The organism is Rhodococcus sp. IEGM 1409, assembly GCF_030056735.1.
GTDB lineage: Bacteria > Actinomycetota > Actinomycetes > Mycobacteriales > Mycobacteriaceae > Rhodococcus_F.
Genome location: NZ_JASHKN010000014.1, coordinates 22,139 through 46,485, shown reverse-complemented (window position 1 = coordinate 46,485; position 24,347 = coordinate 22,139). Strand labels below are relative to the sequence as shown.

At 60.8% G+C, this 24,347-nt stretch carries 27 protein-coding genes; 12 read left to right on the top strand and 15 right to left on the bottom strand.

Going from position 1 to position 24,347, the window contains the following annotated elements:
* Positions 1-23: 23 nt before the first annotated feature.
* Positions 24-506 carry a hypothetical protein gene (locus QM716_RS27110; RefSeq protein WP_283307360.1) on the top strand — a complete coding sequence of 161 codons (483 nt, stop codon included), beginning with the start codon at positions 24-26 and terminating at the stop codon, positions 504-506.
* Between the two features lie 212 nt (positions 507-718).
* A complete protein-coding gene (locus QM716_RS27105; protein WP_283307358.1) occupies positions 719-2,065 on the top strand; it encodes a T3SS (YopN, CesT) and YbjN peptide-binding chaperone 1 in 1,347 nt (448 codons plus the stop codon).
* A gap of 21 nt (positions 2,066-2,086) precedes the next feature.
* On the opposite strand, the gene QM716_RS27100 is transcribed toward QM716_RS27105, so the two are convergent.
* From QM716_RS27100 to QM716_RS27090, 3 genes are all read right to left on the bottom strand, one after another.
* The gene (locus tag QM716_RS27100) at positions 2,087-3,454 is read right to left on the bottom strand and encodes an acetamidase/formamidase family protein (RefSeq protein ID WP_283307355.1); all 1,368 of its coding nucleotides are present in this window, start codon (positions 3,452-3,454) and stop codon (positions 2,087-2,089) included.
* Between the two features lie 113 nt (positions 3,455-3,567).
* Positions 3,568-4,686: a methyltransferase gene (locus QM716_RS27095; RefSeq protein WP_283307353.1), complete on the bottom strand. Its 1,119-nt coding sequence runs from the start codon at positions 4,684-4,686 to the stop codon at positions 3,568-3,570.
* Between the two features lie 129 nt (positions 4,687-4,815).
* Complete coding sequence (locus QM716_RS27090; RefSeq protein WP_283307352.1) at positions 4,816-5,931, bottom strand: Glu/Leu/Phe/Val family dehydrogenase; 1,116 nt, start codon at positions 5,929-5,931, stop codon at positions 4,816-4,818.
* Positions 5,932-6,148: 217 nt separating this feature from the next.
* On the opposite strand from QM716_RS27090, the gene QM716_RS27085 reads away from it, so the two are divergent.
* Both QM716_RS27085 and QM716_RS27080 read left to right on the top strand, forming a co-directional pair.
* Positions 6,149-6,661, top strand: a complete 513-nt coding sequence (locus tag QM716_RS27085; RefSeq protein ID WP_003941343.1) for an Lrp/AsnC family transcriptional regulator — start codon at positions 6,149-6,151, stop codon at positions 6,659-6,661.
* 46 nt (positions 6,662-6,707) lie between these two features.
* Positions 6,708-7,169: a 6,7-dimethyl-8-ribityllumazine synthase gene (locus QM716_RS27080; RefSeq protein ID WP_064689487.1), complete on the top strand. Its 462-nt coding sequence runs from the start codon at positions 6,708-6,710 to the stop codon at positions 7,167-7,169.
* Positions 7,170-7,224: 55 nt separating this feature from the next.
* On the opposite strand, the gene QM716_RS27075 is transcribed toward QM716_RS27080, so the two are convergent.
* Together QM716_RS27075 and QM716_RS27070 are read right to left on the bottom strand one after the other, a co-directional pair.
* Positions 7,225-7,431 carry a hypothetical protein gene (locus QM716_RS27075; RefSeq protein ID WP_283307348.1) on the bottom strand — a complete coding sequence of 69 codons (207 nt, stop codon included), beginning with the start codon at positions 7,429-7,431 and terminating at the stop codon, positions 7,225-7,227.
* 128 nt (positions 7,432-7,559) lie between these two features.
* Positions 7,560-8,054 carry a DUF3558 domain-containing protein gene (locus QM716_RS27070; protein WP_283307346.1) on the bottom strand — a complete coding sequence of 165 codons (495 nt, stop codon included), beginning with the start codon at positions 8,052-8,054 and terminating at the stop codon, positions 7,560-7,562.
* A 213-nt stretch (positions 8,055-8,267) separates the two neighbouring features.
* Here QM716_RS27070 and QM716_RS27065 point away from each other — a divergent pair, with 213 nt between their 5' ends.
* A complete protein-coding gene (locus QM716_RS27065) occupies positions 8,268-9,944 on the top strand; it encodes an NAD(P)/FAD-dependent oxidoreductase (RefSeq protein WP_029255750.1) in 1,677 nt (558 codons plus the stop codon).
* 9 nt (positions 9,945-9,953) lie between these two features.
* A complete protein-coding gene (locus QM716_RS27060) occupies positions 9,954-11,390 on the top strand; it encodes an ATP-binding protein (protein ID WP_283307342.1) in 1,437 nt (478 codons plus the stop codon).
* A gap of 22 nt (positions 11,391-11,412) precedes the next feature.
* Here the strand turns inward: QM716_RS27060 and QM716_RS27055 are convergent, their stop codons facing one another.
* Positions 11,413-11,700, bottom strand: coding sequence for a hypothetical protein (locus tag QM716_RS27055; protein ID WP_283307339.1), 288 nt, complete (start codon positions 11,698-11,700; stop codon positions 11,413-11,415).
* A gap of 533 nt (positions 11,701-12,233) precedes the next feature.
* On the opposite strand from QM716_RS27055, the gene QM716_RS27050 reads away from it, so the two are divergent.
* Positions 12,234-12,431: a hypothetical protein gene (locus QM716_RS27050; RefSeq protein ID WP_283307338.1), complete on the top strand. Its 198-nt coding sequence runs from the start codon at positions 12,234-12,236 to the stop codon at positions 12,429-12,431.
* A gap of 387 nt (positions 12,432-12,818) precedes the next feature.
* Here QM716_RS27050 and QM716_RS27045 read toward each other — a convergent pair whose 3' ends face one another.
* A complete protein-coding gene (locus QM716_RS27045) occupies positions 12,819-13,274 on the bottom strand; it encodes a winged helix-turn-helix transcriptional regulator (protein ID WP_283307336.1) in 456 nt (151 codons plus the stop codon).
* Positions 13,275-13,371: 97 nt separating this feature from the next.
* Between QM716_RS27045 and QM716_RS27040 the strand changes: the two genes are divergently transcribed.
* Positions 13,372-14,289 carry an enoyl-CoA hydratase/isomerase family protein gene (locus QM716_RS27040; RefSeq protein ID WP_283307334.1) on the top strand — a complete coding sequence of 306 codons (918 nt, stop codon included), beginning with the start codon at positions 13,372-13,374 and terminating at the stop codon, positions 14,287-14,289.
* Positions 14,290-14,366: 77 nt separating this feature from the next.
* Positions 14,367-14,720 (top strand): UBP-type zinc finger domain-containing protein, encoded by a 354-nt coding sequence (locus tag QM716_RS27035; protein WP_283307332.1) that lies wholly within the window; start codon positions 14,367-14,369, stop codon positions 14,718-14,720.
* Between the two features lies 1 nt (position 14,721).
* On the opposite strand, the gene QM716_RS27030 is transcribed toward QM716_RS27035, so the two are convergent.
* Positions 14,722-15,075, bottom strand: a complete 354-nt coding sequence (locus tag QM716_RS27030; protein WP_283307330.1) for a hypothetical protein — start codon at positions 15,073-15,075, stop codon at positions 14,722-14,724.
* A gap of 30 nt (positions 15,076-15,105) precedes the next feature.
* Complete coding sequence (locus QM716_RS27025; protein ID WP_283307329.1) at positions 15,106-15,612, bottom strand: DUF3558 domain-containing protein; 507 nt, start codon at positions 15,610-15,612, stop codon at positions 15,106-15,108.
* A 164-nt stretch (positions 15,613-15,776) separates the two neighbouring features.
* Between QM716_RS27025 and QM716_RS27020 the strand changes: the two genes are divergently transcribed.
* Entirely contained in the window at positions 15,777-16,832 is a 1,056-nt protein-coding gene (locus tag QM716_RS27020) for a 2,3-butanediol dehydrogenase (protein WP_283307327.1), read from the top strand.
* On the opposite strand, the gene QM716_RS27015 is transcribed toward QM716_RS27020, so the two are convergent.
* From QM716_RS27015 to QM716_RS27005, 3 genes are all read right to left on the bottom strand, one after another.
* Positions 16,822-17,145 (bottom strand): 4Fe-4S dicluster domain-containing protein, encoded by a 324-nt coding sequence (locus QM716_RS27015; RefSeq protein WP_283307325.1) that lies wholly within the window; start codon positions 17,143-17,145, stop codon positions 16,822-16,824. The genes QM716_RS27020 and QM716_RS27015 overlap by 11 nt on opposite strands.
* Positions 17,142-18,734 carry an FAD-dependent oxidoreductase gene (locus QM716_RS27010; RefSeq protein ID WP_283307323.1) on the bottom strand — a complete coding sequence of 531 codons (1,593 nt, stop codon included), beginning with the start codon at positions 18,732-18,734 and terminating at the stop codon, positions 17,142-17,144. The genes QM716_RS27015 and QM716_RS27010 overlap by 4 nt, the downstream gene beginning before the upstream one ends.
* A gap of 124 nt (positions 18,735-18,858) precedes the next feature.
* Positions 18,859-19,104: a hypothetical protein gene (locus tag QM716_RS27005; protein ID WP_283307321.1), complete on the bottom strand. Its 246-nt coding sequence runs from the start codon at positions 19,102-19,104 to the stop codon at positions 18,859-18,861.
* 222 nt (positions 19,105-19,326) lie between these two features.
* On the opposite strand from QM716_RS27005, the gene QM716_RS27000 reads away from it, so the two are divergent.
* On the top strand, positions 19,327-19,707 hold the full coding sequence (locus QM716_RS27000) for a helix-turn-helix domain-containing protein (RefSeq protein WP_283307319.1): 381 nt from the start codon (positions 19,327-19,329) through the stop codon (positions 19,705-19,707).
* On the opposite strand, the gene QM716_RS26995 is transcribed toward QM716_RS27000, so the two are convergent.
* Together QM716_RS26995 and QM716_RS26990 are read right to left on the bottom strand one after the other, a co-directional pair.
* A complete protein-coding gene (locus QM716_RS26995; protein ID WP_283307317.1) occupies positions 19,704-21,497 on the bottom strand; it encodes an AMP-dependent synthetase/ligase in 1,794 nt (597 codons plus the stop codon). The two genes, QM716_RS27000 and QM716_RS26995, sit on opposite strands and share 4 nt — an antisense overlap.
* The gene (locus tag QM716_RS26990; RefSeq protein WP_283307315.1) at positions 21,494-21,955 is read right to left on the bottom strand and encodes a MarR family winged helix-turn-helix transcriptional regulator; all 462 of its coding nucleotides are present in this window, start codon (positions 21,953-21,955) and stop codon (positions 21,494-21,496) included. The genes QM716_RS26995 and QM716_RS26990 overlap by 4 nt, the downstream gene beginning before the upstream one ends.
* 186 nt (positions 21,956-22,141) lie before the next feature.
* Here QM716_RS26990 and QM716_RS26985 point away from each other — a divergent pair, with 186 nt between their 5' ends.
* Positions 22,142-22,729: a T3SS (YopN, CesT) and YbjN peptide-binding chaperone 1 gene (locus tag QM716_RS26985; RefSeq protein ID WP_283307313.1), complete on the top strand. Its 588-nt coding sequence runs from the start codon at positions 22,142-22,144 to the stop codon at positions 22,727-22,729.
* Between the two features lie 281 nt (positions 22,730-23,010).
* Here the strand turns inward: QM716_RS26985 and QM716_RS26980 are convergent, their stop codons facing one another.
* Entirely contained in the window at positions 23,011-24,111 is a 1,101-nt protein-coding gene (locus tag QM716_RS26980) for an LLM class flavin-dependent oxidoreductase (protein WP_283307311.1), read from the bottom strand.
* Positions 24,112-24,347 lie beyond the last annotated feature (236 nt).

Genomic DNA, 24,347 nt, shown 5'->3' with positions numbered 1-24,347 from the left:
CTGCTCCCGAAGGACAGGTGTGCATGAAAGACAGAACAGTCATGATCGGCGCTGTCGCAGTGGCCGCTCTCTCTCTGACATCAGGCCTCGTTTTCGGCGGAGCAGCCGGCGCATTCGGTGCCGGCGGCCCTGTGGTGAAGCCTCCCGCTCTGGTCTCGTCGGTTTCCGTGGAGTCCGTCGCCGGGATCGAACCGGCCGCGTTCTACAGCTCGGTTGCAGTTCCCACCGTTGTCATTCCGCCGACGCCGACCTGGCGAATCGCCGACGAGACGACTGCTCCTCGCAATCAGCCGCTGGTGGTGACCGCGACAAGCACGAGTTCCGCCACCTCGACTACAACTGCAACCAGCACGACAACACCGGTCTCGTCCACGACCACCGCGTCGGCCACCGCGACCTCGTCACCGACTGCGACAGCCACGACCACCAAGACCAGCACCACCCCAGTGGTCACGAGCGGGTCCACGCCGCCCGTCGTCGAGGTCTCGCCCGTTCTCGCCGGATAGTTCTCGCTCATTCGCTCGCGTACCGCCTGGCGTGACGGCGGTTACAGAAGCACTTCAGTCGCCGATCCCGAATACCCGATCTACCTGCGGCGACCTTCCTCGTCCTCACGGTCCGTGACCCGCTGCAATCCGGTCGACCGGAAAAGGACAGCAGCATTGTCGGAGCCTCGCGTTACCGTATAGGTCTGAGCTTTTGCGGAAGGAGGTGGCTGATGAGCGCAATGGGCTTCGATCTCGATGTCACTGTCGACCGGGCATGGGCAGAATTTCAACGTCGCCTCGGCGACCACATCTCCATCATGGTCGACGGCGACGTGCTTGCCGTGGAATCGTCCACCGGCGACTTCGATCCAGCTGACGGCGCAGCGCCATGCGTTCAGTTCCTCGTGTGGGACGAGAACACAGTCCGCTGCGAGGTTCCTTCCAACGACTTCCTTCATCCGCGCTATCGACTCGAAGACGCCGACGAACAAAAGTTGATCGCACTGGGATGGAACCCACCGTCCGAGAATCTCGAGGATCCGAACAACTCCCCCGCCTTCTGCGTCGACAAGGCACAGAACTGGGCCGATCAGCTCGCAGCGATGACTGTCTCTGCCTTCCGCGACGTGTTCGGTGTGCAGCACCCGGCCTTCCTCGCCAGCGATCTCACCGGCAACGAGCAGACTCCGGATTTCGATCCGGCGGTTGTCGAGTCGACAGAACTTCCGACACTCGACCCCACCGCGGCGTACATGCCCACCGATATCGACCATCTCAAGGAGTTGGTCACTCTCGCATTGATTCCCATGCTCGGCACTCTTCCCGAGCGGGACAGCGACGGGGACATACCAATTCGTGTCGGTTCGACTGTCATGTTCGTGGGTCCGCTGTCCGAGTCCATGGACGTGCAGTTGTTCTCGCCGCTCGTTCAGGACATCAGCAACCGCACCCGCGCAGCCGAGGTCATCGCCGATCTCAACCGCAAATGGTCACGCATCAAGTTCGTCTTGATCGACGACCGTTTGTCGGTGTTCCTCGAGGTAGCGGGTTCACCATTCGTTCCGAAGCAACTCACGGATACGTGCGCGGCCTTGACGTCCTTCCTGCGCACCGTGGACGACGAATTCGCCGCACGTGTCGGCGGAGACCTGTTCTTCGCGAACAAGAACGGTGATTCCTCCTCGCTACAGCCCGATCTGACAGTCGAGGACCTGCCTCCCGAACTCGAGACCCTGCTGCACCTCGATCTGGACGTGGCCGAGGATCTCGATGCGGTAGCCGATGTCTGCGGTCGCGATCGCGATCTGATTCTTCAGCTCCTCCACATCAGTAACGAATGGCAGATTCAGCTGCGTAGCCAGGCCGTCGACGCCCACAGTCGCGGGGACGCCGAAGAGGCTGCGGGCTACGAGGATCAGGTCGGTGGGTGGGAACTCATGGTCGACCGTCTGCGCGGGGCTTTGCGACTGGTGGTCCTGCCCAATTCTCGAACCGAAACGCCGGCAAAGCCGCAACCTGAGCAGATGGGCCTGTTCTCCGATCCCTTGCAGCAGAGCCTCTTCGACGATCCGTCCTGACAAGACGGATCGCCCTTCTCACTATTCGAAGTGGGATTTGAAGATCTGACCGTGGACGCCCACGGTTCGATCGACTACCTGCGAGACCGTGAAATCTGCTGCGGCAGACAGATAGGCGTAGGCCGTCGCTCGATCCATTCCGCGATCATGCTCGAGGAAGTCGAGCGCATTGACCACCGCGCGGCGCATGGCACCGTTGAGGTCACTGTTCTGTCCGTCGACCGAACCGTTGGGGTCGGACAGGCCGATCGGAATCCAGGCTTCCTCGGTTTCGGCGAACGGGTATCCGAACGCCACCGACGGAGCATCGCCGGAATCCTTCTTGCACACGCTCAGTCGGAACGTGCCGCGCAGAGAACCTTCCATCGCCGTCAGCGCTGCCTCGCCGTCGCCCATTGCCATGTGTGGGTCACCGACGTAGAACAGAGCACCTTCAGCAAAGACCGGCAGGTAAAAGGTTGATCCGACGCCGAGATGCCTGATGTCGATGTTTCCGCCGCCCAGCGTCGGAGGAATGGAGTTCGACGACGGGGAAGTCGGATCGGTGTCCGTGGAGTAGGCAACTCCCATCATTCCCATGAACGGACGCAAGGGAAACCGCACCTTCGATTCACCGAAGGGCATCACGCCCTTGCCGTCTTCGATCGCAGTAAAAGTGGAGACCCCACCGTATTGCAACGGATCCTTTGTTGCCCTCCCGTCCGTGGCGACCGGCGGCATGACTTCGTCCAGAGTGATTCCCGCCGGAGCGGTTCCGTCGGCCGTGACGGCAAGAGCGCCCTTGCCGTGTCTGCTCGACACAACCCCGTACGGCACTCGGGGAACTGCTTCGAGTGTCTCGATCTTGAGTACGTCCCCGGGCTGTGCGCCCTCGACGAAGACGGGTCCGGTGACGACGTGCGGGCCGTCCTTGTCGAAGTTTCGCTCGGTTCGGTTGTATTCGGCCGCAACGGCAATCGCATCCTCGAGCACGTCTTTCTCGGAAACGCCTTTGCTCCCGAAGTACTCGAGTGGATTGCGCCCTTGATCCTCGAGGATTCCCTCGTGCGAGAGGGCGTCGATGGTGACGGTCTGGCCCGACTTCATCCGCATCACTTCGCGCGTGTGGATGTTGGGCACATAGCCCCACATGACGTCCGACGGATCCGAACTCAGATAGTGATCGCCAGTGACGTTTCCGCTGCCCGGTTGAAGAATCGGAATGCCGTCGGCGAACGGCACTGCAGAGGAGGACGAGCCAGCCGGCGACGCGTTCGAGTGCGCGCACCCCGACGCCACACCCGCAACGCCTACTCCCGCACCGAGAGCAGCGACTGCCCTCATGAATCCGCGTCGGCCAAGACCTTTCGTCAGGTCTTCGGCTGCGTTGCGGGCAAGAGTGTTTTCCATCGAGATTCCTCCGGAGTGCGTGACGATGTGCGACTGCGAAGAAAGCTAGACCCGATTTGTTACTCGTTCATTACCATTTCATGGCAAGGAAATACCGTTGACTGAGAAAGTTCTCAGCGACGGCGAAGCCGCCAGAGCGACGTCGTTTCTCGTGCTCGGGCAGCGTGAAGCGCGTCGGTTCGGTCACTGACCTTTGCGTGCGTCGGTTTGACATCCATGCGGTCGACAACAGTGAGCCCACCGGCCGCGATCAGATCGTGCAGTTCCGATCGCGTTCGGAGACCGAGGTGTTCGGCAATGTCCGAGAGGATCAGCCATGCTTCTCCCCCGTCGTCCAGATGCGCTGCGACACCCGTCAGGAAGCCCTTCAGCATCGCTCCAGCGGGGTCGTAGACGGCGTATTCGATGGGTGAGGTGGCTTTGGCCGGAATCCAGGGAGGATTGCACACCACCAACGGGGCAGAGCCTTCGGGAAAGAGGTCGGCTTCCACCACGTTCACCTGAGCGCCGTAGCCAAGCCGCGAGAGGTTGCTACGCGCGCATTGCAGTGCCCGGGGGTCCTGGTCGGTGGCCGTTACTGTCTTGACGCCGCGCTGCGCCAGCACGGCAGCAAGAACGCCGGTACCGGTCCCGATGTCGAAAGCCGATTCCGTCGACGGCAGCGGAGCAGACGCGACAAGGTCGACATACTCTCCGCGCACGGGCGAGAACACACCGAAGGCGGGATGGATGCGAGTGTCGAGTGCCTCGATGAAAACGCCTTTGCGGTGCCACTCGTGAGCGCCGATCGCGCCGAGGATGTCACGCAGCGAGCGAACCGACGGCTCACCGGTAATTCCGAAGGCCTCGGTCAGAGCCACTTGCGCGTCCGGGGCGCGTCGGAGTGGAATCGACAAATCTGCATTCAACGGAATGAGCAGCATGCCGAGAATCTGCGCACGGCGTCCTTGAGTCTGGCGGTGGAGATGGAAAGCTTTGGCGGGGTCCTCGGAGGCTCGGCGGGGCTTGCGGTCGATGCGCGACGCCACGGCCTTCGTCAGTTGGCGAGCGTTCTGAAAGTCTCCGCGCCACAACAACGCCGTGCCTTCGCACGCCAAGCGATAGGCGTCGTCGGCCTTCGTCGTGTCGTCGGCGACGACGATGCGCTTGGGCGCCGGGGCGTTGCTCGTCGAACCCCAACGGGCCGATTGCTCGGCGTCGTTCTCGGTCCACACAGCGAATTGTTCAGTCATGTAAGCCCTTCCGGCGTCCGACGCATGGCGGCCGGTCTACCGGCTGACGTGGTCCAGATTTGCAAAATCTGCTTGTCTGGTGTCCACACTAGTCGGGACCGGCCGCACTACATGACTGCGAGAGGGATGTCAGCTCTTGGCGGCGCGAGCTGCCTCGGCGATGCGAGCCTCGGCAACCGCGTCAGCAGCCTCGCCGGCGAGGATTCCGTCCTTCTTCGACTTCGCGAAGATCTCGGTGACCGTGTCGAAGATCTTCTCGACCTTGAGCTTGACCTCTTCGGCCGAGTTGCCCTTCAGCTCGCCGGCAACCTGGATGAGGCCGCCGCCGTTGGCGACGTAATCGGGGGTCCAGGTGATGCCGCGGTCGCGGAGGATGTTCTCGACCTCGGGGACGGTGAGCTGGTTGTTCGCAGCGCCGCAGACAACCTCGGCCTTGATCGAGAGTGCGGTCGCGTCGGTGAGGGTTGCGCCCATCGCGCACGGTGCGTAGACGTCGAGATCGGCGTCGATGATGCTGTCGACGATGCTCACCTGCGGGAAGTCCGCCTTGACGCGATCGAGTGCTGCGGCGTTGACGTCTGTCGCCAACACGGTTGCACCGTCGGCGAGGAGAAGCTTGATCAGTTCGTAGCCGACCTTGCCCGTTCCCTCGACACCAACCGTCTTGCCTGCGAGCGACGGAGTGCCCCAATGCGACTGCGCCGCTGCGCGCATCGACTGGAATACGCCGAGGGCCGTCATCGGAGCGCTGTCGCCGGAACCGCCGACGGTGGCGTTGCGGCCGACGACGAAGTCGGTGTTGCGACCGATGATGTCGAGGTCGTTGGAGTTGGTTCCGACGTCACCAGCGGTGATGTAGCGGCCACCGAGGGTCTGGACGAATTTTGCGTAGGCGCCGAGCAATTCGTCGGTCTTGGCCGTTGCGGGGTCGCCGATGATGACGGCCTTGCCGCCGCCGAGGTCGACGCCGGCAACCGCAGCCTTGTAGGTCATGCCGCGGGAGAGGCGCAAAACGTCTGTGACTGCGGCAGATTCGTCGGAGTACGGATAGAAGCGCGTTCCGCCGAGCGCGGGGCCGAGCGTCGTGGAGTGGATGGCGACGATGGCCTTGAGGCCGCTCGCGGGATCCTGGAAGAAGCTCACCTGCTCGTGGGGGTAATCGCGCAGATAGTCGGCGCGATCGAACACGCCCGCAGTGTCGTCATGGGAAACAACGGAGTTCACGGGCTCGGCGGTGAGAGTCATTGTGGGATAGACCTTTCCGAAGAATTACGGGGTGCAGTCGAAATATTGGGGCGAAGCGTTCATTGGGTACTATTGGGACAAATAACCCAAAAAGAATCCCGCTGAGCAATTCGTGGAACCAATGCTCTGCCTGAGTTACGATTTGGTCAATGCAAATCTCTTGAACTAGTCAATTCGATCATCCAGTGACTCAAATCACTGAGGAGAGGTTCACAAAGTGCTCAGCATCGACAAGCTCGACGTCCAGTTGCTCGGACTGCTCAGCAAGGACTCAAGGATGAGTGTGGCCGAGTTGGCCAACTCGTTGGGCGTCGCCCGCAACACCGTCCAGTCGCGAATGAAGCGCATGGAATCCAACGGACTTCTCACCGGGTTTCGGCCGAATCTCAATCTCCCCGAGGTCGGTATCCCGATTCAGGCATTTGTCGGCCTGGAGCTCGAGCAGGGCAAGATCAGCGCAGTCGCTCGCAGTCTGACCGAGTTGCCCGAGGTGATCGAAATTCACGCCACAACCGGCCGAGAGGATCTGCTCGTTCGGGTTGCCACGTCGACGCACGCGGCACTGCAAAAGTTGGCCGAGCAGATCGTCTCGCTTCCAGGCGTCACGCATTCGACCACAACCATCGCTCTGACCAATCCCCTTCCGTATCGAATTCAGCCTCTCCTCGAGCACCTCACCAATGACGCCGGCTGGGGTCGTTCGACTGCCTTCCCCCGTCAGCAGGACTAGGACGGGTGGTCGCGTGGATGCTTCCCGGTGCGCTAGTTTCATGGTTATGAGTGAGATCCAGGGACAGCGCATCGCGTTCATTCAGGCGACGTGGCATCGCAACATCGTCGACCGTGCACGCGACGGATTCACCGACGCGATCGTCGAGCTCGGCTACCCCAAGGACACGGTTGATTTCTTCGAGGTACCGGGAGCTTTCGAGATCCCGCTGCATGCTCGGCGGTTGGCCAAGACCGGCCGCTACCAGGCGATCGTTGCCGCAGGTCTGGTCGTCGACGGCGGAATCTACCGGCATGACTTCGTGGCGACGGCTGTCATCGACGGCTTGATGCGGGTGCAGCTCGATACGGACATTCCGGTCTTCTCGGTGGTCTTGACGCCGCATCACTTCCACGAACACGCCGAGCACGTCGACTACTTCAGCACGCATTTCGTGAAGAAGGGCGCGGAGGCCGCGCGCGCGGTAGACGCCACCGTCAAGTCGTTGAAGGCCCTGCCCACCAGCTAGTCGTTACCCAGTCTCGCTGAGTCGAATGCCATCGGCTCAGCGAGATTTTTTGTGCCTATCGAGGGACCTCGGTACTCGCGAGCGCAGAGGCATTCGAGTCCTCGACTTCCCCGTAGCGGTCGACGCATTGCTGGAAGAAGTCCCGCATCTCGGTGACCACCTGCATGTGGCTGTTCAACGACTTCTCCAATGAATCTTCACCGCCGACGGCCTTCTTGGAGAATTTCGCGGCAAGGTCCTGCCCTGACTTGAGGGTACCCATCCCCTTCACATCTCCGATTCGCTCACACATGAGTACCATCGCTCGCAGTTCGTCGAGTAACGAATTGCAAGCGCATACAATCAGTTTCGCAACATCGGGGTCAACAATCACAAGCCCCCTCGCCGTACTCACCGCGGTAGGTGTCCGTCGAGGTGTGCGGCGACGTCTGCAACCAATTCACACGCCGACTCTTGGTGTGTGACCCCGGCCTTTGCTTCGACATTTACCCAGACAGAACCCTGCGTTGCTGCTAAAGCCACGTAGCACCCGTCGACTGCTGCATCGCTTCCTCGCTTGAATCTGATACCCACGCGATCGCCAATCGTCAATTCAACAAACTCCGCATAATCCGGGTTTCGGGTTACTTCATTCTGGGTGTATCGGTTTGAGAGAACTGACACGAAGAACCACGTTCCCGTCCACGAGCAAATCTTCCATCCCGGCTGCTCAACGCCCGCGATATCAACTTCCTCGGTCGCCGGATCAAGCCCAACATCTTCCAGAATCGAGTCCGGAATGTCCTTGCACGGATCGAACAAACCCTCTTGGCCGGATGCAGGCTCAGCCGCCCCCTCCACGACTGAGCTGCATCCTGCCGCAGCCCACACCAACACCCCAGCCATGAGCAGTCGCCCAACCCCCACCGACCCCAACATGGCACCCCCTGTTGATGTGGACCCACTCTATTGGATGCATCGGAGGCCGGATCGGTTCCCGCAATCTTCAAATTCCCCGGTCACGATCGCCGGTTCACTCAGAGCGCATCTCCAGCGATTGACGCTCAGCTCAGCAGTCGCATACTGGAGAGGTTGATTACGACTTCGGGAAGGCACCGAGTGAGCGCACCGAAAGCCCCGGCCAAACCAGCGATCCTCAGCGTCGACGACGATCCAGGTGTTTCGCGTGCCGTCGTTCGAGACCTCCGCAAGCGGTACGGCGAGAAGTACCGCATCATTCGCGCGGAGTCGGGTGATCAGGCCCTCGAGACCTTGCGCGAAATGAAACTTCGCGGCGATGCAGTCGCTGTGATCGTCGCCGACTACCGCATGCCTGGTTTGAGCGGAATCGAGTTCCTCGAACAGGCAATGGACCTGTACCCCGTAGCTCGGCGCGTTCTCCTCACCGCGTACGCCGATACCGATGCTGCGATCGACGCCATCAACGTCGTCGACCTCGACCACTACCTCCTCAAGCCTTGGGACCCGCCGGAAGAGAAGCTGTACCCCGTCATCGATGCACTCCTCGATGCCTGGGCAAGCTCGAGCCATCACCCCGCCGAGGAAACCAAGGTGATCGGCCATCGCTGGTCCGAGCGATCATCCGATGTTCGAGAGTTCTTGGCACGCAACCAACTTGCCTATCGCTGGTACATGTCGGACGAGCCCGAAGGTCAACGACTGCTCTCTGCTGCAGGTACCGACGAACTGCGACTTCCCGTCGTCATCGCATCCAACGGAGATGTCCTCGTCGAGCCCACTGACGCCGAACTCGCCGACAAACTCGGGCTGAGCACCACTCTCTCCGAGGATTTTTACGATCTCGTTGTCATCGGCGGCGGCCCTGCCGGTCTGGGAGCCGCCCTGTACGGCGCTTCGGAGGGACTGCGGACGGTTCTCATCGAACGGCGAGCCACCGGCGGCCAGGCCGGTCAGAGTTCTCGGATCGAAAACTACCTCGGCTTCCCCGACGGAGTCTCCGGCGCACAGTTGGCCGATCGCGCACGACGCCAGGCAACCAAGTTCGGCGCCGAAGTCATCACCGCTCGCGACGTCACCGGTTTGGAAATCAACGGCTCGGCTCGCACTGTGCGTTTCGACGACGGTTCGTCGGTGGACGCCCATTCGGTCATCTTGGCGACCGGTGTTTCCTATCGCCAGCTTTCGGCGCCGGGGCTCGATACCTACACGGGCCGAGGGGTCTACTACGGATCGGCTGTCACCGAAGCTGCACGGTGTAGCGAACAGGATGTGTACATCGTCGGCGGCGCCAATTCGGCCGGCCAAGCTGCGGTCTACCTCTCCCGAGGAGCTAGGTCAGTCACCATTCTCATTCGCGGCAACTCGCTTGAAGCCTCGATGTCCTACTACCTGATTCAGCAGATCGAAAAGAATCCGAAGATCACCGTGCGCACGTGTACGGAGGTGATCGGAGCCGAGGGTGACGATCACCTCGAACGAATCACGCTGCGTAACAGAGCTACCGGAGAAGAAGATACCGTCGATGCTCAGTGGTTGTTCATCTTCATCGGTGCCGCTCCCCTGACCGACTGGCTTGGCGACGTGGTGGTCCGCGATGGAAACGGATTCGTTCTCGCCGGCCCGGACCTTCCGTCCGAAGGTGTCACCCCGGACGGGTGGCCGCTCGACCGCGCACCACACCATCTCGAAACCAGTGTCCCCGGAGTATTTGTCGCTGGAGACGTACACGCCGAATCGGCCAAGCGCGTCGCGTCGGCCGTCGGAGAGGGCGCGATGGCCGTGATGTTCGTCCACCGCTATCTCGCTCAACAATAGGGAGATTCGATGTCCATTCCTGAATGCAGCCCCGACCTGCTTCGCACCCTGTTCCTGTTCGAGAAGCTCACCGACAATCAGCTCGAATCGCTTTGCCAGGCAGGCCATATCACCGAGATCGATCGAGGGCAGGTCTACCTCGAAGGTGAGCCTGCCACCTGCTTCTACGTCCTGATCGAGGGCGAAGTGGTCTTGTCCAAGCTGTCAGGCGGAGAGGACATCGAGACCAATCGGACCACTCAGCGTGGTGTCTATGCGGGAGGGTGGACGGCGTACCTCGGTGATCGTGTACCGCAGGTGTACGCAGGGTCGATGCGAGTTACGACGCCCTCGACGTTCTTCGTCCTGGACGCCGACAAATTCGGCAACGCGATGCGTGAGTGGTTCCCGATGGCCGTTCATCTACTCGAAGGTGTTTTCTTCGGCAAGAAGAACACCCAGCAGATTATTGATCAACGAGAACGGCTCCTCGCACTCGGATCACTGTCAGCCGGGTTGACTCACGAGCTCAATAATCCTGCAGCCGCAGCGGTTCGGGCGACGGCTTCACTGCGTGAGCGAGTCGCAGGCATGCGTCACAAACTGGGAATGGTCGCATCGGGTACTTACGACCGCGACGCCCTCGTCACGCTCATGCGACTTCAGGACGAAGTTGCAGAGGTTGTCGCCAAGGCGCCGACGCTCACTCCCCTCGAAGCCTCGGATCAGGAGGATTCGTTGGGTGAATGGTTCGAGGATCATTCAATTCGAGAGGGTTGGGATCTGGCTCCTACCTTCGTTCAGGCCGGTCTCGACACCGCTTGGCTCGAGAATGTTGCTGCAGCTGTGGACGAGTCGGTGCTCGAAGGCGCAATTCGCTGGCTGAACTACACAATCGAATCTGAACTCTTGATGAACGAGATCGCCGACTCCACAACGAGGATTTCGACTCTCGTCGGCGCGGCCAAACAGTATTCGCAGATGGACCGCGCACCGTTCCAGACCATCGACGTCCACGAACTCCTCGACAGCACGTTGATCATGCTGGGGCAGAAGATCGGAAGCGGAATCGAAGTCGTCAAGGAGTACGACCTTGCATTGCCTCCGATCGACGCCTATGCCGCCGAACTCAATCAGGTGTGGACCAACCTGATCGACAACGCGGTGGCTGCCATGGACGGTACCGGCACGTTGACGGTGCGGACCAGCCGCGACGGCGATCGAGCGTGTATCGAAATCTGCGACTCCGGCACCGGAATTCCAGACGACGTTATCGACCGAATCTTCCAGCCGTTCTTCACGACGAAGCCGGTCGGCGAAGGAACTGGTCTCGGACTTGATATCTCGTGGCGAATCGTAGTGGGCAAGCATCGGGGCGAAATGCATGTCACCTCCGAACCTGGCGATACGAGATTCCGAGTGGTGCTACCCATCGCCGGTCCAGCGCGAGATTCACAAGTCGACTAGCCCGTCATGCTCGCCGAAGAGGTCAGGATTCCCGCATCGTCACCCGAGCGAGCATCGGCTCCATCTGCGGCCACCCGAGAGCCAGATTCGCCCCATTCATCCGGAACCGTGTGTTCCACTCCGGAGCGAAGGCATCGAACATGACCCGAGCAGCAGGAGCGAGCACCTCCCGTTCGATGGCGACAACGATGTCGGCATCCAAACGAAACTCCCCGTCGACGGAATCCGGTTCACCGAACACCGACGTCAAACGCTCGGACGTATAGCCCCGCGCGACCAGATCCGACGCGCTGTGAAAGTCGTTACTCACAGAACCTCCGCAGCACCTGATCAACACCGTTCCCATCATCCGGCCGCAACCACTTGCGCCCAAAGACACCGCGAAAGCCCAAACTGTCCAGGTCGATCGGTACCTTCATCTCACACAGGCACTGACAGACGGGGAGAGTCGATGACCAGGGAAGATTTGCGAACAACCACATTCGAAGACGCCGTAGCCGGGTACCTGGACTAGCAACCAGACAGTTCCAAGAGTTGGCTTCTGCTGCGTTGGGATCTCGTTCAGCTGTACGGCACGATGAAGGCTTTCCGCCGCCGTAGACGGGAGCAGCCTGCGAAAAGGGCTCAGCTTTCCCACAAGTCAGCGAAGACGGCAGGCCGCATCGCGTTCTTGGTGGGATCGAGGCGCGTCATTTGCGTCCCGGCTGCTCACCGCGAGAGGCCCCACCACCGTTCTCAAACTGAGTGGGGAAGACGTGTTCCGAACCCCACCGGCCGCGTTGCCGACGAGGACGCAGCTGGTGCAGACGGGAGTCCACGGACCCCGCGACGGAAGAGCGCACCATGTCGACACCGAGGTTCCGGTCAAACGGAGACCGGACAGCAGCGCGTCTACGGAAACGAGCCGAGTGGGCATTCACCGCTACCCAACGCCGAGCCGCCCACGATCGAGCCTACGAACACTGGATCACCGGAGCGCTGGCACCGTATCGAATCACCCGCGCGCTCGACGCCGCAGATCTGTACGGCCCACGGCCCTGACGTCGACACTGCATGCGGGGCACAGGAGCCCGCAGTCGAGGAATGGGAGGCCGGCACCCGGTACCCCTCGCTCGAGCAACTTCTCGCCCTGACCGCGCTGACACACCAATCCCGGACTCGTTCCTCGCACGGCAAAGTGACGATGACCTCGACATCAGGGACACCACGATGTGGTGCCACATCAGCAAAGCCGAAAAGCGCGCAAGATGGCGGCCACCGATCACAGAATTGACCACCGCTGCCGTCGAAGAATGTCCCGGCACCAAGGACTACCGCGACCCACCTTTTCTGAAGCCGAATCGCACGAAAGCCGAGACGACAGTGAACCTTGGCCATAGCGTGGTGCGTTCGAAAAGAGTTGCACACCAAGCCGGTTGATCGCAGTACTCACATCGCTGACGGTGAATGATCGTCCGGAGTGTGATAGGTCACGTCGCGGGATGTGATCGGCTGTCTGCAGCAAGTGCATTGCAGAATCTGTTCGACGACTCCTCCGTCGTCTCGGTGTGTGAGAAGGAGTGCAGGTTTGTCTACGACCCATTTATCACCCCAGTGCATGAGTGCAACGGTGACGTTGTATAGGTCGCGGCCCTTCTCGGTGAGGCGGTACTCCTCACGTGGGGGGTGGTTGCTGTAGCGGCGGCGCGCAAGGATCTCGAATTCAACGAGCTTCCCGAGTCTGTCAGACAGGATATTGCGAGCGACGCCGAGATTGCGTTGGAAGTCCGCAAACCGGCGGACCCCGAAAAAGCTCTCGCGCAATATGAGGAAAGTCCAACGATCCCCGACTTGAGAAAGTGCTGCAGCGACAGAATCCTGCCGCTCCACACCATGGCTTTCCATGTGCCACAGCGTATCAAATTGAGGGTTGCAATTTACTACTCACTGCTGCGACACTTAGTGAGTAGCAAAAAGCTACCTACTCGATGGGAGAAGCTAGATGACAACCCCGAAAGCAATCACGGCGCCTACTCCGTCTGCCCACAACGTCACGTCATCGGCGTATGCGCATCTGATTTACCGCGAGAGCGGACCGGTGGCGCGGATAACGCTCAATCGCCCACAAGCACGCAATGCTCTGTCAATGCAGCTTTCCGACGAATTAATTCACGTCCTCGAAAGGCTACGAGACAGTGCGAGCGTGAAGGTCGTCGTTATTGACGGTGCAGGCGGCACGTTTTGCGCGGGTGATGACATCACCGAGATGCCGCGGTGGGGCAACGCCAACGAGATCATGCGGAGGGTGACGGGTTATCAACACATGGCCGATACCCTCGAAGAACTCGACAAGATAACAATTGCAAAAGTTGATGGCTATGCCGTCGGCGGCGGCTTGGAAATCACCATGGCATGTGATTTCGTCATAGCTGCAGCCAGTGCGAAATGGGGCATGCCCGAGGTGGACGTCGGAATCACGCCCGGCTGGGGCGGAACCACCCGAATGGTGAGGCTTATCGGACGGCGTCTGACGAAAGAGATTAATCTTCTAGGGGCATTGCACCCGGCATCTCGGGCCGCCCAGCTGACGCTGTGGAATCGTGTCGTCGACGACAAACTCCTCGACAGCGCAGTCGAAGAACTCATCGACGTCGCACTGAGCAAGAATCAGCAAGCTGTACGGCAGTTGAAGTTCATCATCAACAATGGTGCAGAGGCCGACCTGAAAACAGCGCAGGCTTTCGAGAAGCTCTCTGCTGGACTTACTGGGGCAGTTAACGGGGCATGGGAGGTTCCCGACGCGGATCAAGCGGCCGGAGTTGTTGGCTTCCAGGAAAAGAATGAGCTGTGGAACGACCGGCGGAGTCGCGCTCGCACCTTCTGGACCGATGGACCCTGCCCTGACTGCGGTCCGGTCTGACTGCCATGCCGCGTTGCACGCGTGATCGGCAGCGCGCACGATGGATTGATCACCCGTAGCCAAGGAGAGGGCTGACCATGACCGACGAACTTCCAGCGGGGATCGATCCGAGTGTGCCGCCCAGTGGCGCGGGATGCGTCGAATGCGATGCGAACGGTGGTTGGTGGGTGCACCTGCGTCGATGCGCGCAGTGCGGTCACGTCGGTTGTTGCGACTCCTCACCGTCACAGCATGCGAGCAAGCACGCGGCCTCGACGAAGCATCTGTTCATGCAGAGCTACGAACCCGGTGAGGATTGGTTCTGGAGCTTCGAAACCAATGAGGCATACGACGGACCGGAATTGGCCGCGCCCACTTCGCATCCCGTAGATCAGCCGACGCCAGGACCTAAGGGTCGTGTCCCAGCCGATTGGCAGCAACACATCCACTGACTCAGTTCGGTTGGTCGATCGACTTCAAAGTCGAGACGTTCAACGACTCCTGATCGAATGCGTTGTCGACGGAAGCTTGAAACTGAGCCTGCATCGCCTCCACTACCGCGATATGACTCGCCAACACGTCGACGAGCGCATCGGGGCCACCGACCGCTTTCTCCTCGAACTTAACCTGCAGTGCCCGACCTGATGCCAAAGTCCCGAAACCACCAACCCAGCTCAGTTTCCCAGCAGCAATAGACAAATGCTCCAACGTCATTCGATACTCGTCGCAAGCCGAAACTAGCGATCGCGCCGTGTCCGGATCCAGCGAGAACGATACCTCGGCCCCGTAGTTCTCATATGTACTCATGCGCAGCACCACCTTCATCAAGCGAGCGATTCACCTGGGGAGTTCCTGGAAAAGTTTGTCGGTAATCATCGAGGCAAGGCCACACGGGTCGATCGGAGCCTCACCAAAATCTGGGACGATCCGAACGATCAGCGCCCCCTGACTAGCCGCCCAAGCTACCGAGCAAATCTGCCCAGTCGCATCGTCCCGTTGCCCGAACTTGATAGCAGGGCCGCCATGAACACTGGCAGTCCTGACATCGGCATTGTTGGTGTTCGCTTCGACTTCGTCGAGAGAATAGTCAGTTGACCAGACGCTCAGCGAAATTCCCGTCCCATTCCATGAGCAGATTTCGAATCGTGGAATCTGAACTCCAAGAATCCCGCGTTCTTCAGTCGCCGGATTGACTCCGACGTACCGCAAGGCGCTGTCGCTAATGCCATTACAAGGGTCGAATAGTCCGACAGCCTCGTCAGCTACTACTGCGCGACCCTCCACCGTCGAGGAACACCCCCCCACCAACACTGCGGCCGCGACCAGGACCACTGCACCCTTCACTCCCACAGCACTCCCCCTCGTTCGCGGCCCGCTCACAGTATTGGACGCTCCCCAGCACCGATCGGTTCCACCGCATTGCATTCCGTTGCAACCCTTCACCCACGCCAATAATCGGCCTAACGTCGGTCTACCAGGGGATTCACAACGAAGTGAGGTGCGGATCAATGAAGGCAGCACGGTTCCACGGGCAGAAAGACATCCGGATCGAAGAGATCCCTGAGCCCGAATTGCGGCCAGGAACAGTCAAGCTGAAGGTCGCATGGTGCGGAATCTGCGGCACCGATCTCCACGAGTACCTCGAGGGACCGATCTTCATCTCCGCACCCGGACACCCGCATCCACTCTCACACGAGAATGCGCCGGTCACGATGGGCCACGAGTTCTCCGGCACCGTCGAAGAGGTCGGCGACGGTGTCACGGACGTCGAGGTCGGCGAAAATGTTGTCGTCGAGCCGTACTTCGTCTGCAACGAGTGCGCCCCGTGCAAGGCGGGTAACTACCACCTGTGTACGAAGATGGGGTTCATCGGCTTGGCCGGCGGCGGTGGCGGACTCAGCGAGAAGGTCGTCGTCGACCGTCGCTGGATCCACAAGATCGGCAACATTCCGCTCGACGAGGCAGCTCTCATCGAACCGTTGAGCGTTGCCCATCACGCAGTCGTGCGCAGTGGAGCCGAAAGTGGCAACGTCGCAATTGTGGGCGGAGCCGGACCGATCGGGCTCCTCGTTGCGGCAGTTCTCAAGGGGCTTGGTGTTACGACGATCGTCACCGAACTCAGCGAAGCCCGCAAGGCCAAGGCCCTCTCCAGTGGCGTGGCCGACTACGTCATCGATCCCACGACCGAAGACGTCAAAGCGCGCGTCCTCGAACTCAGCGGAGGCATCGGCGCAGACATCGGTTTCGAGTGCGCAGGCGTCAACGCGGTCCTCGACACCATGCTCGACACGGTCCGGCCCGCCGGAGTTGTTGTCAACGTGTCGATTTGGGGCAAGCCCGCGACCATCGACATGCAGAAGCTGGTCCTCAAGGAAATCGATCTACGCGGAACCATCGCGTACGTACGTGACCATGAAGCGGTCATCAAGATGGTCCAGGACGGTGTCGTCGATCTAGCGCCATTCATCACGGGTCGCATTCAGCTCGAGGAGTTGATCTCCGAAGGATTCACCACCCTGATCGAGCACAACGACACGGCGGTCAAGATTCTCGTCAGGTCGTGACCGGACGGGGCACCTCGGGACCCACCGCAGTCAGCGATCCGGGTGCCCTCCCTTTGCCCCATCCGATCTTCTCTCGGTAGCGGCCGATGTGATCGTCCTCGATCACATCGGCCGTTTCCAGCGGGGTGGATTGCGGATGCACGTATAGCGCGTCCGTCGGGCAATAGGCCTCACACATGAAGCAGGTCTGGCAATCCGATTGGCGCGCAATCACCGGGACGCCCGACGGCGTCCGATCGAAAACATCTGTAGGACACACATCTACGCACTTGTCGCAACCGATGCATGCCGGCGCTGACACCAGTTCGATCATGACGCCACCAGTGCAGAACCGACAGATTCGGAAGTCCGGGTCCACACCGAATCCAAACCGCCGGTGAGAACGTGATGGTGCTGCGTCACATCGAGTTCGGGATAATCGTCTCGCTTGCTCATTCCCCGAGTCTCGGTCCGCGCCAGCGTCGAATGGTACATCCAGCGACCGACGGCCGTGATTGCGGCAGCCTGCCGCGCTGCCATCCGCCCCGCAGGATGATCCGCGCCCAAGTCCGCACTCACTGCACCCCACAGCGATTCGAGCTCACCGAGCGCTACGGATACTCGATCACCACTGCGGAGGTAGTTCTTGTCGAAGGGAATCAGCTGCGCCTGAGCAGCTTTCACCACATCGGCGGCAGTAAACCCGGTACGTACCGGATTACGCAATCCGACGGTTCCGGCTCCGCGAAGACCACTGGCAGACCCACGTCCGACCGACAGCGCATAGCGCGCAGCACCGGTTCCCGCCCATGAACCAGAAGACATCGCCCAAGCGGCGTTGTGACTTCCCCCGCCGGTGAACCCTCCACAGATTCGCTCCCGCGTTGCAGCGTCCCCGGCGGCAAACAGTCCTGGAACGGATGACGCGCAATCGTCGTCGACGACGTTGATTCCCCCAGTCCCGCGAACAGTGCCTTCAGCGAGCATGCCGACCTCGAATTTGTCGGTGAAGGGATCGATTCCGCGGCGATCGAATTGCAGGAAGAAATTGGGCTGTCCCAGCCTCATTCGACGCTGCACCTCGGCGTCGGCCCGATCGATCTGCGCGAAGACGGGCTCGTTCCGCAACGTGCTGGCGATGACGGACCTCCCCTTCACCGAACCGGCCCCTTCGAGCACGCTTCCGTCGGCGTGGAAGAACGTCGCGTACGCGTAGTAGGCAGTTTTGGTGATCGTCGATCCGGCCGCTGCGATTCCGTACGCGTTCGAGAACTCCATTCCGGAGAACTCCGCTCCGACTTCAGCTGCCATCAATGCACCGTCACCGGTATCAACATTGGTGCCCAACGCACCGGAGAGAAACGCACAACCTCCGCTGGCGACCACTACGGCGCCTGCCGAGACGCGGTAGTCCTGGTGTTCGTGACGCTGATAGCCCACCGCTCCGCGAACTCGCCCGGCGTCGTCCACCAACAACTCCAGCGCCGGCGAATGGTCGAGGATTCGCACCCCGGCTCGACGAATCCAGGTGCGCATCCGCCGCATGTACTCAGGCCCCTGCAAGCCGGTGCGTATCTGCTTGCCCGTGCTGGTGTCGACGGGGAACGGATATCTGCCCTCCACCGCGAGGAGATCCATGTTGGAGTAGGTCTGCTCGAGGACGCGGTCCATCCAATGGTGGTCGGCCAGATATCCACCGAGCGCCTCGCGTCCGGCCTTTGCCCGCTCACGTGCAGTCGTATCCGGTTCGACGTACCAAACACCCGTTCCGGACGGGGCCGTTGCGCCGCTCGTTCCGCAGTAGCCCTTGTCGACCAGGACGACGTCTGCACCGGCCTTGGCCGCACGCAACGCTGCCCACGCACCGGCGGGGCCACCACCGATCACCAATACATCGGTGGAGAGTTCGAGGACGTCCGTCACTGGCCAGCTCCTGTCAGAGGTCTACGCAACATTTCTGTTGTCGCAATATTCCTCGAACGAACTACCCAGCGCCACAGTCAGAATCACTGTGAACTCAACCGATCACCATCGCGTCGACAGAGCGCTACGACGCTTCCCGCTCCTCGTCCGTGCACAACGCGGAGTACTTGGCGAAGGCTTCCTGCAAGGTCAGCGATTTGCGTCGCTCGGCGATGTCGCGGGGCTTTCCCTGCGCCACACATTGACGAGCATGCTCGATCACAGCTTCACGTATGACGCTGGAAATGTCCGCGCCCGTGAGCTCTTGGAGGGTTTCTAGGGCCCTCAGTTCCTCTACGTCGAATCTCACCGTTACCGATCGTCTAGCCACGCTCAGGATGTTACTTGCGGGTACACCAAATTTGGTGAGCTACGTACGCGTCGAATCGAATATCTTTGGGCGCCAAAACCTTCGAATTCCGATCTACGTGGGTAAATCGTTTTCAACGCAGGCACACATGTAACGCAACGCACACAGCACCAGCCAGGGTGCCGACGAACACTGTCGCTGTCTATGCTTGCGAAACACTGCCTTCGATCGGAGATACACCGCGTGAGCATCGACCACATCGTTTCCGCAGTCGACGGCGACGCTGCCGAGCGAATCAAATCGGCCCTGTCCGAGATAGCCACAACCTCGACGGACACGACCACGCTGGTGTTCGACGGCGTGAGCATCGAGATTCCACCGTCGGTCGGCGACGCCGTCGTGCAGCTTCTGACCTACCTCGCTGCCGGAGACAGCGTCGCCCTCGGGCCCGTCGCAGAACTCCTCACCACCTCGCAGGCAGCAGAGATCCTCGGCGTTTCGGACACGTATGTACGCAAACTCGCCGACGCCGGGAAACTCCCGATCGAACTACGCGGCACGCACCGCAGGTTCCGCCTCGATGACGTGATGGCTTACCGCGAGCAGTTCCCCAAACGCGCCTAACTCTTCGCGTACATTCCTTCGATCTCCTTCGAGAACCGATCGACGACGACATTGCGCTTGATCTTGAGCGTCGCTGTCATCTCGCCGTCGTCCTCGGTCAGATCGCGATCGAGAATGACGAACTTCTTGATCGACTCCGCATGCGAGACAGCGGCATTGGCGTCGTCGACGGCCTTCTGCAACTCCGCTCGAAGGTCCTTGTCATCACGCAGTTCGGCGACGGTGGCGCCAGAAGGCTTGCCGTTCTCCGACTTCCACTTCTCGAACACCTCTGGGTCGACGGTCAGCAGCGCCGTGATGTAGGTCTTCCCGTCGCCGACGACGACTGCCTGCGAGACGATGGAATGCGAACGGATACGGTCTTCCATCGGGCCGGGCGAGACGTTCTTGCCGCCCGCCGTCACCAAAAGATCCTTCTTGCGTCCGGTGATGGAAAGGTAACCGTCGCTGTCTAGTTCACCGAGATCACCGGTGCGCATCCAACCGTTGACAAAAGCCTCTTCGGTGGCCTTGTCGTTCTTCCAGTAGCCCGTGAAGACAACTCCGCCGTTGAGTTCGATCTCGCCGTCCTCGGCGATACGAACTCCGTTGCCGCCCATCGGCTGTCCGACGGTTCCGATCTTCTGAGCACTCGGAACATTCACGCAGTGCGCCGCTGTGGTCTCGGTGAGACCGTAGCCCTCGTAGATCGGAACTCCGAGCCCACGGAAGAAGTGCCCCAGCTCAGGGGTGAGGGCGCCGCCGCCGGAGATCGCGAACCAGCACTCGCCCCCGAGAGCCTCACGAAGCTTCGAGTACACGAGCTTGTCTGCCACTGCGTGCTTCGCCTTCAAGATCAGCGAGGGACCGCCCTTGTCGAGAGCTTGGCTGTACTCCTTGGCGGTGGCTTCTGCGAAGGCGAAGATCGCGCCGGGAATCTTTCCACCGGACTCTGCCTTGCGTGCTGCGCCGTCACGAACTTTTTCGAAGACACGCGGAACACCGAGGATGGTGTTGGGCTTGTAGCGCTCGAATTGGGTTGTAATGGTGGCAAAGTCGGACCAGTGGGCCTGCGAAGCGCCTGCCTCGAACGTCGCGAGGGACACTGCACGAGCCAGTACGTGAGCGAGCGGCAGGAAGGTCAGGACTCGGTTTCCCGGAACCGCCACTTTGCCGATCGAAGCCGTGAGAATGCCGCGCACCTCGGACAGGAAGTTGCGGTGCGTCAGGATGCATCCCTTGGGACGACCTGTCGTGCCGGAGGTGTAGACGAGCGACGCCAGATCGTCCGCCTTGATGCCGGCGAGGCGCTTCTTCAACTCGGTGTCGTCCACGTCGGCGCCTTGTGCAGTCAGCGTTTCGACTGCTCCGCCGTCGATCTGCATGACGGCTTTGAGAGAGCTTGGCGCGTCCTGGAACAGTTGCTCGTGCGCGCCGGTTTCGACGATCGCGATGACGGCCTCGGAGTCTTCGAGGATCCAGCTGACCTGCCCCTGAGACGACGAGTCGTAGATCGGGACGGTCGCAGCGCCGGCAGCCCAGATGGCGAAGTCGAAGAGCGTCCACTCGTATCGAGTCGCGGAGAGAAGTGCGACGCGGTCGCCTGCCTGCACGCCAGCGGCGATGAGACCGTTTGCGACGCCGGTGACCTGCTCGGCGAACTCTTTGGCTGTGACGTCTACCCAACCTTCACCCTTGGGGCGGGAGAACACCGTCAGTTCGGGCGTGCGCTCGGCGTGAGTGAAGACGGTGTGCACCACGGACTCGTTGTCGGAGATGGTGAACTGGGCTTTGGCGCTGTACTCACTCACAGGGTGTCATCTCCGTTGGTCTGCGATTCGATGCTGGTTCTGAAGCGGTGGAGTGCGCGGGCGAAGTCTGCGACCTCGGACTCGGTCCAATCGTGCAGCCTGCCGGCGACTTGGTCGAGCCGACGCGCGTCGGCTGCGTCGAGGTATTTGCGGCCCGCCTCCGTGAGGTGCAGCGGGTTGCCCTGGCGAACGGATCCCGGATCGGCATACACCCAGCCTGCCTCGATGCAGCCGCGTACTTGGCGCGAGATTGTCGAGCGGTTGACGCCGAAGACTTCGGAGATCTCCGTGGCCTTGCAGCCGTCGTTGCGGCCGATGAAGGAGAGGAAGGAATGCTGCGCGATCGACGGGTGGTCTTCGGAATGCCGATCCCCCGTCATCAGCTGTCTCGTCAGGTGCACCAGCTCGTTATGAACGGCTGGTGGACCGGTGAGCGCCATTGCTTCTTCGTGTTGCACTGGGCAACTATAACGCTGCCCCCAGTCCCGATTGCAATATGACCGCTGCCACCCTCTGGGCAGATTGACGTACCACCCGATCACCGAAGCGAATGAGAGACACGACCCCGACTATCGTGGTCACGACAACAACCGCAGTAAGCAGTGTCCACCCGTATGCGGTTCGGACACAGGAGACGAGGATCCATGAGCGAGCACGACACCGCCGATCAGCCGCTTTACATCGACGGCAAGCTTGCCCTGGTGACGGACGAGCGCGACGAATTGGTACGCCTGTGCGTTCAGACTCTCGCCGAACTGCTGGGCAGCGAGCCTGCCACCGATGACGACGGCGACATCGTCGTGCCGGTTCACGGGTTTGTCGTCTATGTGACCGTCGCCGACGACGGCCCTCAGATCAACGTGTGGTCCTCGGTTCTTACCGGCCTCGGCAACCCCTCGCACGCTGCAACGCGGTTGATCGAACTCGCGCAGGAATGGCCGCGCCTGCGCTTCGCCTTCAGCGGCGACCACCTGCTGGCCTCCACGATGCTCGACGCGGACCCCTTCGCTCCGCAGCATCTGCTCAACCTGATCGACGAGGTCCACGACTTCACTCACGAACTCGACGATGATTTTGCTGAATCCTTTGGCGGTTCCCTCGACTGCGACGCGGATGACGACAGTTACGCCGGCGACTGCGATCCCGGCGGTTGTGGCGGTGACTGTGACTGTGCGTGCGGCGAGGACGCGGACACCGTCGACGGAGATCTCGGCATTACCCCAGTCAAATAGACTGGCCCTCTTCGATCGGCTCCGCAGAGCACTCGCTGTAGTTGTCACGAAGCGACATAGATCTGCGTGGGGTGCCAATCCAGGTAGACGAAATCCGGATGCTCCGCCTTGTCCGGCAAGATCAATCGGTCGATCAGAAGTGGCTTCCGAGTGCCGCGCGAAGCGGACGTTCGATCTCCATATCGCTCTCACACCGGGCGCGTAATGGAGGTTCAAGTCCTCATCGACGGTGATGCGGTCGCAGCGCCGGACCTGCTCACCCGACAGTCAGGCTTCTCCGCTCAGTCGACGGCGGTGAAACCCTTCGCCCGATCTTTGTCGCCCGAGGTCCACAGCGTCGTCGACAGTTCGGCCTTCACCAGCGGGATAACCTCGTCCGCGAAGCGGCGCAGAGTGTCCTTCTGCTGCTCGAAGTCGAGCACATGATTGACCGACACCGATTGGAAATCGTGGCCGTAGCTCTGGTGGTAGTCGATGATCTTCTCGGCGACTCGCTCCGAGGACCCGACCAAGGCCGGCCCGCGGTCGACGGCTTCCTCGATGGTCCGGAAGCTTGTCGACTTTCCGACCGCTTTGGGATCGTGCTTACGTTTGTCGGCCTGCGCAACGGCACCTTCGTAGATCGGACGGAACTCTTCGATGGCCTGCTCGGTGGTATCGGCGAGGAACAATCCGCCCGAACCCGAGCCGACGTATGCCTTAGACGGGTCGTGCCCGTACGCCAGGTACTGCTCGCGGTAGTGGTCGATCAGCACCTTGTAGTTCTCACGAGGCTGGAAGGCATTGGCGGTGACGATGGGGTCGCCCCACTTCGCCGCGAGTTCGACGGCCTCGAACGAGGTAGCCGATCCATGCCAGATACGGAACGGACCGTCGTACGGACGCGGTAGCGTCGTCGCGTCCTCGAGCGATGGTCGGTGGGTTCCCACCCACTTGACGTTTTCCTCGCTGATCAGCAGCTTGAGGAGTTCGTAGTTCTCGGTGAGGTATTCGTACTGCTTGGCGATGTCCAGACCGAGGAGCGGGTATTGAAGGACCTCGTTACCCTTGCCGATCACGATCTCGAGGCGTCCGCGGCTGAGCTGATCGATGGTTCCGAAATCTTCGGCGACTCGAATCGGGTCGAGTAGCGACAGGACGGTGACACCGGTCGAGAGCAGAATTCTGTCCGTGGCCTGCGCAATTGCACCCAAAACGACGGTTGGCGCCGACGAAAGAACCGGCCCGGCGTGGCGCTCCCCCACCGAGAACGAATCGATACCCAACTCTTCGGCCAGAACCGCCAGTTCGACGACGCGGTTGAGCCGATCGGACGGGGCAACTTCCTCGCCGGTCACTGGATGGGGTGGGTTGAAAATGATGTCCAGAACCTGAAAACGCATGACCCGTCTTTCTCGATAACCGCACAGCGCGCCTGTCCCTCGGAGGCTAGTGCGCGGCTGCTCGACGGATCAGCTATCCGAAGTCGCCCTCAACACAAAAAAACTTTCGAAAACTCTTAGTCAGCAACATCTTTCGACCACAAGAGACCACTCAGTCGATAAAACTCTCACCGATCCGAAGTCGACCGAAAACATGCCGAACTCCCGCCAGGCAGGACCTGTGTTACCAACCAAAC